Below are 13,648 nucleotides of genomic sequence, written 5' to 3'. Positions count from 1 at the left end.
CGCGGGAGAACCGAAGGTCAACTCTCCCTCACCCCGCTTCGCGGGGAGCTCCCTCTGAGAGGGAGCCGAAAATCTGTGCTAAACCGCAATTTATATTATTTCTGGCTCCTGCTGACGCTTTTGCCTATGAAGGACGCCGCCCGCTGAACGCCGGAAACGGCCTCCGCGGGCGGCTGTGTTCCCTACAGCTCAAATGTGCCGACCACAGCCGTGTGGTCGGAGGGTCTGTCCATCGCGCGCAGGGAGCGTTCCACCCTTACGCCCCGGCAAAGGGCGGCGGCGCTATGCGTCCCAAGAATGTGGTCTATACGCCAGCCGATATTCCGCGCCAGCGAATCTTTGACGCGGTAGTCCCAGAAGGTATATTCACCCTCACCTGGCAGATGTTCGCGGAAGATGTCCACCAACCCCCACTCCATCGCCTTTGCGAGCGCCTCCTTCACATCCTGGTGGAAGCAGACATGGTCCTTTTTATTCTTCGGATTCGTCACATCGATGTCGGTCGGCGCGACGTTCAGGTCGCCGAGCCAGACCACCATGTCGGATGGGCTGCACTTTTTTTCCAGCAGCTTCCGCACTCTGCCGATAAAGCGAAGTTTATAGGGATAGTCGGGGTTATCTATCTCCTTGCCCTGTGGAATATAGGTGTTCAGCACCGTGAGACATCCAAAACGAACGCGCGCCACGCGCGCCATCTCCGATTCTTCTCGTCCCTCTTCACCCTCGTCGCACAGTCCGAACTCATATTCATCCGGCTTCGCGCGCGAGACGACGGCGACGCCGTTGTAGCTCTTCATTCCCTTAAATACGCAGTGATAGCCCCTCTCCTCGAAGAAGGCCGCGGGAAATTCTTCGTCGCGGCATTTCGTCTCCTGCAGGCAGAGGATATCCGGGGCTCCGTCGGAGGAGAGCCATGTATCAAGGATCGGCAGGCGGCTCTTTACCGAGTTCACGTTAAATGTCGCAATGTCTGTCTTTGGCATTTTCAGCACCTCATATCGGCTATTTTAGAATAATATTATACGGCACGCGGAGCGCCTCAGGAATAGCCTATTTTCATTTGCGGTGGTACTATTACCGCGTATTTGATCATGATTTCGAGGTACGAAAAAATGTCACAGACGGCGGCGGTCAAGGCAAAAGAATATCTTTCGCGGGACGCCCTTTCCCATATCGACATGCTGGAGGCGATCGACAGGGGCAGAGCGGATATCCTCTATGCGGAGCGCGGCGGCGTGATCCTCATCGAACGGGAGAGCCAAAGCTGCATGATCTCCGTAGACGAGATCAGTATATGCGAAGCGCTGCCCTCTCTCGGCAGTTTTCCGCAGTACGCGGCGCACCAAAGGGACGTGGCGGCATATATCGCGAGGGAGCGGACATTCCCCTATTCATTAACCGTGCGTCAGGCCGCCTATCTGAAGAAGGAACCACCATGCGTTTCAGAGGCCGATATCCGGCCTTTAACGGATGAATTCACGGAAACTGTTTTTCTTAACTACGAGGCGATGGACGATCCGGCGTACATCAGGGAGCTGATCTCCCGCGGGCAGATGTGGGGCATCTTTAAGGATGGCCTCTTGGCGGGCTTCATCGGCGAACACCTCGAGGGCAGCATGGGGCTGCTGGAGGTCCTTCCGGAGCACAGAGGGCGCGGATACGGATACGCGCTGGAATCGTTTCTCATAGGGCGCACGCTGGCACGGGGAAGTATCCCCTTCTGCCAGGTCGTGACCGGCAACCGCCCCTCGCTGGCGCTGCAGAAAAAGCTGGGGATGGCGATTTCTAAAGGAAAGACATACTGGCTGTTTAACTGAAAAACATAACTTTCCACAACAATTACGGAGCGCATGCAAAAAACCGCCGCGAGGGAGCGCGCGCAGTTCCCCGTTTACAAAAATTCCCCGCGCCGCCGGGAGAGGGGCAGCGCGGGGAGGAGAGAATTTTTCACGGATATTTTAGTCCCGTTCAAGCCGCCGGAGCAGTTCTCCGATCATCCTGTAGGACATCTGCTTCACCTTCGGCGGCACGACTGATTCGCGGATAAGGCCGCCGCCAGCTTTTATCTCTTTTACCGCCTCTTCGGTCCACTCCGGAGCTGACAGAGAGCCCTCGTCCAGTAGGCGCGAAGATTTTTCGAGGATCAGCGGTGTCGAGCCGACCGCTCCCGCGACGGCCATCGCCGGCCTAGTTCCACCGGAGAGGCGCAGCGCGAAGTTCACGAGCGGGAAGTCGATCGACGAGCGCACACTGTATTTCAGAAAACCGCTCTTTTCGCCCTCTGGCGGCAGCGGAATATGGAGCTTCACGAGCAGCGGGCCGCTTTCTTCGGCATATAGACCGTTCGCGGTGCTGTGCTCTGCGATCAGTTTCATAACCGGCACTCTTTCCAGCCGCCCCTCTCTCAAGAGTTCCGCCTCGGCCTCGTAGAGTACTAACGCGGTGGCGGTGTCCGAGTAATATATGGCCCGACAGAACGGCGAGTTCCTGATTTGCAGGCAGACATCGCCGCCCGCCTTGAAGCACTTCGGCAGCGAACTGCGCCATGAAGCGGACTGATTGAAAAATATGCAGCGCCTGTCCTGCATAAGATTGCCGCCGATCGTACCGACGTTTCTTATCTGTAACGAGGCGGTCTTTTCGGCGCTTTGCGCGAGCGCGGGAAGGTATTGCAGGACCGCGGCGTTTTCGGCGACCTCCGTGAGCGTCGCCGCCGCGCCGACCGATATCTCTTTTTCATCGAGGCTTATCCCGCGAAGCTCCGGGAGCCTCGTCACGTCGATCAGCAGCGGCGGTTTTTTAAGCCCCAGCTTCATGAGCGGGACTAAATCGGTGCCGCCCGCGATAAAACGCCCCGCAAGTTTTTTTTCCGCTATCTCCGTAAGGGATTTGATCTTTATATACATTTTTTCGCCTCACTCCGTCACATTCGGTAGCACGAGGAACTCCTCGCAGAGCGGCAGCCTGTTTATCTCACGTCCACTCGCGCGCGACACCGCGTTTACTATCGCGGGCGCGATCGGCACCGTGCTTAGTTCGCCGACGCTCTTCGCGCCGCAGGGACCCACTGGCTCGTAGCCGTCGGCGATGAGCGCGTGGATACGCGGCAGGTCGGAGGCCAGCGGTATCTTATAGTGCAGCAGATCTGTTGAGAGCGGCTTTTTCGCGATGTTGTTTATCTCAATCTGCTCCGTCAGCGTGTAGCCGACTCCCTGCGCCGCGCCGCCCTCGATCTGCCCCTCCACCGTCAGGGGGTTGATCGGCGTCCCCACATCCACCGCCTCGATGAGATGCAGCAGGCGCACCGCGTTTATGCTCCGGTGGTACTCCGCCTTCACCATGCAGACGGAGAACGGGTTGGGACAGGCGTCGGCCTTGTAGCATCCCCTGCCGATTATGACGCCGCCCCGCTGGTGGAACATAGCCAGCTTCACCGCCGCCCGGAAATCCAGTTTTTCTTTTCCGATGAAAAAGCTCCGGTCACAGAGCGACACCATCTCGCCGGAGAGCTCCGAGAGCAGCTTTTTCAGCGATTCATAGACGTCGAGGCAGGCGCGGCGGACCGCGGTGCCGCAGATGAAGGTCTGGCTGCTGCCGAAGGTCTCCGTATCGTAGGGCGTTATCTTTGTATCAGCCGCCGTTATCGAGACCTCCGCAAGCGGAATGCCGAGCGTCTCGGCGGCGATCTGCGAAAGCATCGTCTCGCTGCCCTGTCCGATATCCGCGGAGCCGACAAGCAGTTCGACGCTGCCGTCGCTGTTGACGTTCACGACCGCGGAGCTCAGCCCCTCTTTAGAGGAAGGGCCGGAGCCGTGGCAGGCAAAGGCCACGCCCCAGGCCTGAGTGATCTCGCCGTCGTCGGTAACGCCCTCGGCCGCGTCTATCTCCTCGCGTTTTTCAAGGCAGAGCCGCACGCATTCTTTTATTTCACAGCTTGTGACAGACTGCTCCGAACCGGGGAAATGGCCGCCGACCGCCACATGGTTTTTGAGACGCAGCTCCACCGGGTCGATACCCAGCCTAAGCGCGAGCCGGTCTATCATCACCTCGCGCGCAAAGGCGAGCTGCATGTTGCCGTATCCCCTGAACGCCCCCGCCGTCGCATGGTTGGTGAGCACGCATCTGCCGTCAAAAAAGTAGTGCGGGACGGCGTACTGAAATTTTCTCGCGCCGGCGCAGAGGACGGTCAGGCCGTGCGTCGTGTAGGGGCCGGTATTCAGTTTATAGTCGGCGTAGAAGACCGTCATGCTGCCGTCGTTCATAGCGCCAAGGCGCACGCCGGCGGCGGCTCCGTGTCTCACGACGGTGGAGGTCAGCTCCTCTTCACGGTTGTTGACGATCTTGACCGGACGCTTGAGCTTCCGCGACAGAAGCGCGGCCACCGGCTGGGAATGGAGCTGCTGGCGCGCGCCGAAGCCGCCGCCGACAGCCGGTTTAACTATGCGTATCCGGCTTTCCGGGATGCCCACAAGCTCGCTGATTATCCGCCGCTCCTGAAATACGGTCTGCGAATTACTCCATATCGTAAGCTCGCGCCCATCGCTGAAGTCGCAGATACATACGGTGGGTTCGATCGCCGTATGCTGCATCGGAGGAATAAAAAAACTGCCCTCAATAACGATATCCGACTGTTTAAAGCCTTCGCCGGTGTCGCCCTCTTTGACCTCCCTCTCCCAGATGACGTTGTCCTTCGAGAGGTGCGGCTGAAGCGGTTCGGCATCTTTTTTCAGAGCTTCGTCTATCGTAAAAAACGGGCTCTGCGGCAGGTATTCAACCACGACCCTGTCACAGGCTTCGCGGCAGGCCTCGGGTGTCTCAGCCGCTATACAGAGTATCCTGTCGCCCGCGCATTTCGGCTCCTTCGTAAGGATCTTTTCATCCTTCAGGAGCAGCGCGGAGGGCGGGTTGCCCGAGCAGTTATATAATGTGCCCGGCACATCGTCGGGCAGCAGCGCCCCCACGTAGCCCGGTACGGACTCCGCGGAGCTCAGATCTATCCTGCTAACGACGGTGCGCGCGTAGGGGCTTCTGACTACAGCGGCATATACCATGCCCGGCAGCGTCATGTCGTCGGTATAAACTGCCCGCCCCGTCAGTTTTTCTTTCGCTTCGAGCCGCACCACCGGATGCCCGACAACGGTAAAGTTCCTCTCCATCATCTCGCCCCTCCGCCCAGTCTTTCGGCGGCGAGCTGCACCGCCTCTTCTATCTTCGTATAACCGGTGCAGCGGCAGAGGTTTCCCGAGAGGGCTTTGCGTATCTCATCCGACGACGGCACCGGATTTTTATCGAGCAGAGCCTTCGCCGAGAGCACCATTCCGGGGATACAGTAGCCGCACTGCACGGCTCCAGCGTCATAAAAGGCCTGCTGTACGGGATGGAGCTCCGTTCCTTTCGTTAACCCCTCTATGGTGACGACCGACCTGCCGTCGGCCTGGACGGATAAGTAAGAGCATGAGTTTACCGGCTGGCCGTCAAGGAGCACGGTACAGGCGCCGCACTCACCGCTGTCACAGCCGCGCTTGCATCCTTCCAGTCCGGCCTTTACGCGTATCGTATCCAGCAACATCTCATCTTCGGAGACCGCAAAAGAGCAGCTCTCTCCGTTCAGGAGTATCTCTATTTTGTAATCCATGACTCTCTTCCTCGCGAAATAAAATCTTGCCCTATAAAGCCAAGGGGCGTGGGCGGAACCGCCCCGCCCCTTCGTAACAGTTATCTTCTGCGGATGTTTACCGCGCCTCGCCGACACTCCTGAGAAGCGCCGCGCTCTTGACGAACTTGTAAGCCTTTTTGACATCAGGCGCAAGCGGACGGTCGTTGGTGTAAAGCGGAAGCTCCTTACGGAACGCCTCATATGCGGCGGCCGTGCCTTTGCCAAGGTTGAATTTCCCCTGCCGTTTACGGAGCTCTATCGCCTGGCAGGCATGAATGAGCTCCATTCCATATATGTATTGGAGATTTTTCACGATCTGGCGCAGATGCTGCACGACCAGCGGCGTATTGTTCGCGTGGTCCTCAATCGAACCGGAGAGCGAGAGGTAATCTACGGAGCAGGGATTTGAGAGATGGCGTATCTCCGTGTCGAGGGAGGCAAAACACTTCTGTATCGTTCCGAAGCAGTGCGACTGACCGCCGTCATGGCTCAGGAAACGGGGCAGTTTTGTCAGCTCCGGATTCACCAGTCTCAGCATCCTGTAGCAGGACATACGCGACACGTGGCTCAGAACGATGGAGAGCATCTCAATGGCTGTGGCGAGGGTCGTCGTCTCAAAATTGGAGTTTGAGATGATCCGCCTCTCGTCAAGCAGCAGGCAGGGGTTGTCGTCCGTGCTGTTCATCTGTATGGAGAGGTATTTCTCGGCATATTCAAGCGCGTCGCGCAGCGAGCCGTTGATATAGGCCGCGCCCCGGAAGCAGAGCGGGTCCTGTACGGGTTTCCCGGGGTAGCTCCCGCAGATGTCGCTGCCCGCGAGATATCCGCGCATCCGTTCCACGCTCTTCGCCTGTCCTTCCATCTTCCGCGCCGCCATTACCCCAGCCTCAATCGGCGAGGTGTTGCCGTGGAGGCCTTCAAGCGACAGGCACGAGATGATATCTCCCATGTCGACGAGCTCCCGCAGCTCTTTGAACGCCAGCGCCGCCTCGCCCGCGGAGAAGGCGCTGGAGCTGACGATCGCGAGCCCGTCCTTCGGCCCCAGCACGACCGAATCGAGTCCGGCAAGTTTGTGCGCCTCGGCGGAGCTCATCCGGCGTCCTTTATAATTTGCCTCTCCTTCGCCGATCATCACGAGGCCGATATGCGCGAGCGGCGTCAGGTCGGCCTCGCCGACGGAGCCCTTTTCGGGGACTACGGGGTGCAGCCCCGCGTTCAGCAGCTCCGCGTAGCGGCGCGCGGCCGCCGGCTGTATCCCGGTATAGCCGAGCAGCAGGCAGTTGAGCCTAATGGCCATCATCGCGCGCACCTCGGCCTCAGAGGCCTCAGGTTCTACGCCGAAGGAGTGGCAGTAGATGAGTTTGCGGTTGAAATCCTCAAAAAATTCTTTCGCTATCTTATGGTCCTTGTTCCAACCGACCCCGGTATTAAAACCGTAGACGGGAACGTCGGCGTCAACCAGTTCGTATACCAATTTACGCGAGGCTTCGAGCTTCGCCTCGGCTTCGGGACTGATCTCCACCTCCGCGCCGTTTACCGCGATCTCCCAGACGTCGCTGACTGTAAGATCATTTCCCGTAAGAACTATTTTCATCAAAAATATCCCCTCTCCCCCAGGTTATTCCTGAACCTTATCCACAAAGAATACTTTGATAAAGGCTATCACCTGTACGGCGAAGATGAAAAGTACCACGAACCCGGCCGCCGCCGCAAGCGCCTTGACGCCGTCGACCCCCTGCGCGCCGCCGCCGAAGGCCGCCATGATTATCGCGACGATACCGACGGAGATACCCCATATCATCTTCATCTTTGCCGGAGGCTCCGTCCCGATGGGGACGTCGCGCATACACATCGAACCGATGTTGGTGAGCGTCGCGTCGGCGCAGGTGATGAAGGAGGCGAGGATTACAAGGATGTTGACCGGCAGCACGATATAGCCGATTCCAAACGGCAGATGTTTGAGGAATTCCCAGAGCGCCATGACCGCGCCGCCGCTGTTGATCGCGCCGACAAGGTCCGCCGCGCCGGTCGCCTGCATGTGCATCGCGCTCGCGCCCCAGATGGCGAACCAGATGATGCCGAATATTGACGGAAGGACCCAGTTGACGAGCATGTATTCTCTTACGGTGCGGCCATAGGAGAGCATCGCGAGGAATATCCCCGTAACGGGGGCGTAGCCGACCCAGAAGGCCCAGTCAAAGAGCGTCCATGAACGGGTGAGCGCCGCGCCGCCGATATCGATCAGGTCAAGGCCCCATAGCCAGAAGTTGTGCATCCAGGTGGCGAGGCCAGCCGTGCCTATCCTGAGTATGTAGAGCGTCGATCCGGTGACGAACAGCAGGACGATGAGCCCGTAATAGAACCAGGCGTTGAGGCTGCCGATAATCTTTAGCCCCTTGTCGAGGCCGACGTAGGTGGAGAATGTGAAGGCGAAGATGATGGCCACGCCGATACCGATAAATAGCGGCAAACTTTCGGCGATGCCGTAGGCGCTCTTAAGTCCGGTGACGGTGAGTGTGATACACATCGTAAGCCCCGTCGCGAGTCCGATCGTCAGCGCGAGCATCAAAAGTGTGTCTATGACCGCCGAGGCGGCGGGGGTGGTGATCTTGTCGCCGAAGAGCGGTTTCAGCGTCGCGGTCACCGTGAGGCTTCCCCGTTTATGATAGTAGATATAGGCGACGAGCAGGCCGCACATCGCGTATATCGCGTAGGGTATGAAGGTCCAGTTGTAGTAGGTGCGGGCCATCGCGAAGATCGCCGCGTTGGTCGTTCCCGGTTCAATCCCGAGGGTATTAAGCTCCCCCCAGACGTTGCCAAAATAGATTACGGGCTCGTTGACGCCCCAGGTGACGATCCCCGTCGCGATGCCGCCTGTGAGCGCCATCGCAAACCAGGTCCAGAAACCGTACTTAGGCTTGGCGTCTTTGCCCCCTATCCTCATGTTGCCTATCTTTGAAGAACAGGTTACAACGAGGACGAGAACAAAGCTCGCCATGATCGAGATCTGATAGAGCCACCCAAAGCTGTCGAGAGACCAGAAGAAGAACATATTGCTGGCCTTCGTGAGCATATCTTTGTTGACGATGCCGACGACAGCCGCTATCGCGACCACAATATAAGCGGGGATAAAGACCTCCCAGCGTATCGCCTTCTTCATATTCTCGTTTGAAGACTTTCCAGAATCCATAAGAACATCCTCCTTTGTTTTTATAATAAAGAGCCGGTCGCTCCCTATTTACATTTATTTTGCGGCCGCCGCCGCGATCTTTGCCGGCGTCAGCGGCAGTTCGGCGAGCGAACTCCCGAGCGCGCGGTTGACGGCGTTCACCACCGCTGCTGATACGGGGACCGTGCAGACTTCGCCGATACTCTTCGCGCCAAAGGGCCCGCCGGGCTCGCCGTCCTCGATGAGCATCACCTCTACCTCCGGCATATCCGGAGCGTTTACCATGTGATATTTGTCAAAGTTATCCGCCTTCGGTATTCCCTCTGCGCTGTAATCAAGCTCTTCGCAGAGGGCCATGCCGATGCCCATCTGCACGCCGCCGTATATCTGTCCCTCGACGAAGCTGCGGTTGATAGACTGCCCTATGTCGTGCACTGCGAGGTAGTGGTCCACCTTCACGAGGCCGGAGAGCCTGTCGACCGTCACCTGCGCGAAGTGTACCCCAAAAGAGGCGGGGTTGTTCTCCGGGGCGTGTTCGTAATGGGCCTCGATCGAGCAGCGCTTTTCGCGCATTATGCGCCGCACCGCTTCGCCGATCTCTATTTTATCTCCGCCCACGGCTAGAACGCCGTCGTGAAGCTCCACGGAGGCGTCGTACATCTCGGAGGCCTTCGCGCAGAGCAATTTAACCGCCTCCTCGGAAACGAGGCGCGCGCATTCGCCGCAGACGTAGATCACGCGGCTTGCCTGACATCCGGCGTCGTAGGAGCTGAAGTTCGTATCGCCCTCGGTGACGGTGATCCGCGAAACATCAATTCCCGTCGTCTCGGCGACGATCTGGGCCAGCGCCGTCGTCGTCCTGTTGCCGAGCTCGTGGATCGCCGTGCGCAGGATTGCCGAGCCGTCCTCAAGGATACGCAGCGACATCTGCGTCATGTCATGATATACGGTCTTGTAATAGCCGTTGCCGTGCGTGCAGCAGGCAAAGCCGGCGCCGGTGGCGTAACGGCCGTCGGCGCTCAGCCGCGGCTCGCGGCATTCGTCCCAACCAAAGCGACGCGCCCCCTCCTCAAGGCACTCGATGACGCGGGCGCGGCCGATATTCGACGCGCCGCTGGGGTCGGCGTCGCCATCGTGCACGAGGTTTTCAAGACGGAAGCGCAGCGGGTCGAGGCCAAGCCTGCGGCACATAAGGTCCGTGTGGATCTCGGTTATCGTGTGGATCTGCGGCGAGCCGTAGCCGCGGCAGGCGCCCGCGGGCGTCGTCGAGGTGCGCACCGTGCGTCCCTCATAGCGCAGCGCCGGAATACGGTAAAGGCGCGAGGCCTTTTTCCCCATCGCCATCATCACCTTTTTCGTTCCGGTCAGGTAGGCTCCGGCGTCGGCCGTTATGTCGAATTTACGCGCGAGAATGTGTCCCTCGCCGTCGAGCGCCGTCGTGACGCGGCCGAGCGCCGCAGCGCGCGTGCGCGTCGCGGCCATCGTCTCGCCGCGGTTCGTGTTGATAAAGACAGGACGGCGCAGCTTCCAGGCCGCCCAGGCGCAGAGAGGCTCAAAGACGCTCTCCTGTTTGCCGCCGAAGGTCCCGCCCATGTTCGCCTTGATGACGCGGATCTTTGAGAGCGGCAGCGGCAGCACCTGCGCCACCGCGTGCTGTACGCCGAAGATTATCTGGCAGGGCGTGTGGATCTTGATAACCCTTTCGGGGCGCGGAATGGCGAGGACGCAGTGCGTCTCCATCGCCGCGTGATGTATCTTAGGTGTGTATATTACATCGCTTTCGATGTGGGAGGCGGCGGCGAAAGCGCCCTCGACGTCTCTGTACTCGAGGCTGCCAGGGAAGGAGCGCTGTCCATCCTCATGGAGCATATGCGCCATCTCCTGCGCCTCGCTCAGGCTGACGACCGCGGGGAGCGGCTCGTACTCCACCCTTATTTTTTGCAGCGCGGCGCGGGCGCTCTTTTCGTCTTCCGCAAGGACGAGGCCGATGCGGTCGCCTACATGGCGCGCGTGTCCCGTGAGCACCGTCTCGTCACGGAAATCGTTCTGTCCGGGGAACCATTCGCCGCTGTTGTATTTATTATCCGGCGCGTCTTTGAAGGTCAGTATCGTCACGCCCTCGATCTTTTCCGCCTCCGCGGTATCGATCTCCTTTATGAGCGCGTTGGCCCGCGCGCTGAGAAGCGGGATGCCGACCAGCGTGTCCTGCGGCAGAGAATCGGCGAGGTAGTCGTACCTGCCGCGTACCTTGTCGGCGGAATCTTCACGGATCACACGTTTGCCAATATACTTAAAATCATCTTTTTTCATCTGCATCCGGCCCCCTCCGCCCGCTTTCCCAGCAGTGCGCATATATCCTGCGCGAGCGCGCGCAGCGCCGACTGTTTGTAGGGCAGCGTAGATCTTCCCGGTATCGCCTCGGCGGCAAGCCCGCAGAGCTCTTCCGGAAGTTTTTGCGCGAAATCTGGCCTGCCGAGCGCGGCCTCCGCGCCGGCGCACCTTCTCGCTGCCGCACCCAGCGTTCCCACATAGACCCGCGCCTCTTTATAAAGGCCGTCTTCGCGGCACGCGGAGACGGCGATATTTATTCTGGAGATGCTGACCTGGCTGCGGCTGCCGATCTTTAAGAAGGCCGATATCCGCCCCTCGTCAGCGGGAATGAGAAACTCCTTGATGATCTCGCCCTTGGAAAGGCTGTTTTTGTTTCTTCCCACAACCTCCTCAACGGAGGCCCGCCGCTCTCCGCTGGGTGAGGCGATGACGACCGCCGCGCCCAGCGCGGCAAGCGGCGCGGGGGTATCCGCGGCGGGAGAGGCGTTCGCAACATTGCCGCCGACGGTGGCGCGGTTCCTTATCTGTTCGGAGCCCATCACATAGGCGGCGTCGGCTAGAGCCGAGGCGTATCTGCGCACGATGTCGCTGCGGTGCAGCGCCGTCATCGTCTCCATCGCGCCGATGCGAAGATATCCGCCCTCAACGGAAATCCCCCTTAATTCGGCTATCCGCGAGATATCGGCCACCGCCGCGCCGGGGGCGAGCTTTCCGTGGTTCTTTATTATCCAGTCGGTGCCGCCCGCGAGAAATTCCATTCCCGGACGGTATGCCGAAAAGAGTTCTACCAAAGTGCAGGGACGTTCGAGACCGCTCATCTCTCCCCGCCTCCCAGCAGCGCCGCAGCCTTTTCAACGGCGTTCACGATGGGGATGTATCCCGTACAGCGGCAGATGTTGCCCGCGAGCGCGCGTTTGATATCGTCGCGGCTCGGACGGGGATTTTTCAGCAGCAGGGCCTTGGCTGACATTATCATGCCGGGGGTGCAGAAGCCGCACTGGACGGCGTCGCAGTCGATAAAGGCCTGCTGTATCACGTCGAGCTCGCCGTTTTTCTCAAGCCCCTCGATCGTCGTCACCGAACAGCCGTCGGCCTGAACGGCGGGCACAACACAGGAGCAGACGGCCTCGCCGTCAAGCAGCACAGTACAGGCGCCGCACTCCCCCGCGCCGCAGCCCTCTTTCACTCCCGTGAGCCGGAAATTGCCGCGCAGCATATCAATCAGCCGCGTGTCGGCGTCGACCTCCGCCGTTTTTGTCTCTCCATTAAGGTTCAATGAAATCCGCATTATTCTCTCCTCGTAATAGCCAACACATCGAAGCCACCTGCCGGTATCCGCGCAACGGGGCTCCGTTCCGCAAACGCCGCGATCAGAGCGCCAGGAGTTTTCCCGTCAGCTCTACGGCGTAGTAAAACTTACGGGCGGCGGTGAAGCTGAATTCCACATGGTCCTCCTGACCGCCCTTTGTCGGTATGGAATCGGCACTCACCTGCATCGCGCAGGTCTTGATCTTATTCAGCAGGTGGCGCGCCTCGCTCTTCGCAAGGCCGCCTCCAGCCTTTTCATAGAGGCTGTTCGCCAGCTCGGCAAGGACGGTGTTCATCATGTCCATCGCGTAGCCGACCTGCGTATTGCTGCAGTTACAGCCCATAACCGCCTCATAGCCGCCCTCGGGCAGTTCAAAGAGCAGCGGGTTGTCGCAGGAGATATTGTTTTCCCTGTTAAGAACACCCTTCGTGAAGCCTATGACCTCGCGGCAGCCCTCATAGAACTCAGGCAGCTCCCCACCAGAGGAAAGACGCGCCTCGATCCCCGACGCCAGCTCCTCAAAGCGCAGGAAGGCAAGCACGGCGATCGCCTGCGTCATCGTCGAACCGTTCATCTGCGCGAGGACCTCTTTGCATTCAAGCGTAAAGCTCTCCGCCAGTCCCGCAAGGCGCAGCGCCTCGCGCGAGGGGAGAAGATTTCCGCGATAGTAGGCCTTCGCCTCGTCCAGCCCCGCTACCGTCATCACATTCTGCGCGAGCGGCCCCAGGTCGGAGAGCCCCGTCGAGCCCTCGCTGTGCACGGCGGGCGCGACCTTGGCGTTATATATGGAGAGTATCCTCTCAATAAGCTCGGGGCGCACGCCGCTGTAACCGCGCGCAAGCACGTTGGCGCGCAGCAGCAGCGAGGTCAGCATCACCACGGGCGGCAGATATTCCCCCATACCCGCGGCGTGCGGATAGGGCAGGGTTTTGTTCCATTCGATATGTTTTTCAGGCGGCACCACCACGTCTTTGAGGTTGCCAAGGCCAGTGTTGACGCCGTAGACTACCGGGGCGTCCCTCTCCATCCAGCGGTCGATCTGGGCGCGCGAGGCGCGGCAGCGCGCCGAGGCCTCGTCGGAGAGAGCGACCCGCGCCTCTTTATCGGCCATTATCCGGCCGATCATCTCAAGTGTAAGACTGTTTCCATCTATATGGTAAATACTCATCGTAGCCGCTCCCCT

11 protein-coding genes are annotated in these 13,648 nt (G+C 59.5%); 1 reads left to right on the top strand and 10 read right to left on the bottom strand.

Annotation, left to right across the window (positions count from 1 at the left end; all coding sequences use genetic code 11):
* Nucleotides 1–182: 182 nt before the first annotated feature.
* Nucleotides 183–983, bottom strand: a complete 801-nt coding sequence (xth, locus tag LIO98_RS00560) for an exodeoxyribonuclease III (protein WP_291952362.1) — start codon at nucleotides 981–983, stop codon at nucleotides 183–185.
* A gap of 108 nt (nucleotides 984–1,091) precedes the next feature.
* On the opposite strand from xth, the gene LIO98_RS00555 reads away from it, so the two are divergent.
* On the top strand, nucleotides 1,092–1,817 hold the full coding sequence (locus LIO98_RS00555) for a GNAT family N-acetyltransferase (protein ID WP_291952361.1): 726 nt from the start codon (nucleotides 1,092–1,094) through the stop codon (nucleotides 1,815–1,817).
* A gap of 141 nt (nucleotides 1,818–1,958) precedes the next feature.
* Here the strand turns inward: LIO98_RS00555 and LIO98_RS00550 are convergent, their stop codons facing one another.
* From LIO98_RS00550 to LIO98_RS00510, 9 genes are all read right to left on the bottom strand, one after another.
* Nucleotides 1,959–2,906: an FAD binding domain-containing protein gene (locus tag LIO98_RS00550; protein WP_291952360.1), complete on the bottom strand. Its 948-nt coding sequence runs from the start codon at nucleotides 2,904–2,906 to the stop codon at nucleotides 1,959–1,961.
* A 9-nt stretch (nucleotides 2,907–2,915) separates the two neighbouring features.
* Nucleotides 2,916–5,159, bottom strand: coding sequence for a molybdopterin cofactor-binding domain-containing protein (locus LIO98_RS00545; RefSeq protein ID WP_291952359.1), 2,244 nt, complete (start codon nucleotides 5,157–5,159; stop codon nucleotides 2,916–2,918).
* Complete coding sequence (locus tag LIO98_RS00540; RefSeq protein ID WP_291952358.1) at nucleotides 5,156–5,635, bottom strand: (2Fe-2S)-binding protein; 480 nt, start codon at nucleotides 5,633–5,635, stop codon at nucleotides 5,156–5,158. Before LIO98_RS00540 ends, LIO98_RS00545 begins: the two co-directional genes overlap by 4 nt.
* Before the next feature lie 97 nt (nucleotides 5,636–5,732).
* The gene (locus LIO98_RS00535; RefSeq protein WP_291952357.1) at nucleotides 5,733–7,250 is read right to left on the bottom strand and encodes an aromatic amino acid ammonia-lyase; all 1,518 of its coding nucleotides are present in this window, start codon (nucleotides 7,248–7,250) and stop codon (nucleotides 5,733–5,735) included.
* Nucleotides 7,251–7,274: 24 nt separating this feature from the next.
* Nucleotides 7,275–8,846, bottom strand: coding sequence for a BCCT family transporter (locus LIO98_RS00530; RefSeq protein ID WP_291952356.1), 1,572 nt, complete (start codon nucleotides 8,844–8,846; stop codon nucleotides 7,275–7,277).
* A 54-nt stretch (nucleotides 8,847–8,900) separates the two neighbouring features.
* The gene (locus LIO98_RS00525) at nucleotides 8,901–11,141 is read right to left on the bottom strand and encodes a xanthine dehydrogenase family protein molybdopterin-binding subunit (protein ID WP_291952355.1); all 2,241 of its coding nucleotides are present in this window, start codon (nucleotides 11,139–11,141) and stop codon (nucleotides 8,901–8,903) included.
* Nucleotides 11,132–11,974 (bottom strand): FAD binding domain-containing protein, encoded by an 843-nt coding sequence (locus tag LIO98_RS00520; RefSeq protein ID WP_291952354.1) that lies wholly within the window; start codon nucleotides 11,972–11,974, stop codon nucleotides 11,132–11,134. The genes LIO98_RS00525 and LIO98_RS00520 overlap by 10 nt, the downstream gene beginning before the upstream one ends.
* Entirely contained in the window at nucleotides 11,971–12,444 is a 474-nt protein-coding gene (locus tag LIO98_RS00515; RefSeq protein WP_291952353.1) for a (2Fe-2S)-binding protein, read from the bottom strand. Before LIO98_RS00515 ends, LIO98_RS00520 begins: the two co-directional genes overlap by 4 nt.
* 82 nt (nucleotides 12,445–12,526) lie before the next feature.
* Nucleotides 12,527–13,633, bottom strand: a complete 1,107-nt coding sequence (locus tag LIO98_RS00510) for an aromatic amino acid ammonia-lyase (protein ID WP_291952352.1) — start codon at nucleotides 13,631–13,633, stop codon at nucleotides 12,527–12,529.
* Between the last annotated feature and the right edge of the window lie 15 nt (nucleotides 13,634–13,648).

This window comes from Cloacibacillus sp. (genome assembly GCF_020860125.1).
Classification (GTDB): domain Bacteria; phylum Synergistota; class Synergistia; order Synergistales; family Synergistaceae; genus Cloacibacillus.
The sequence above is the reverse complement of the archived record's forward strand: the minus strand, read 5'-3'. Positions and strand labels throughout refer to the sequence as shown.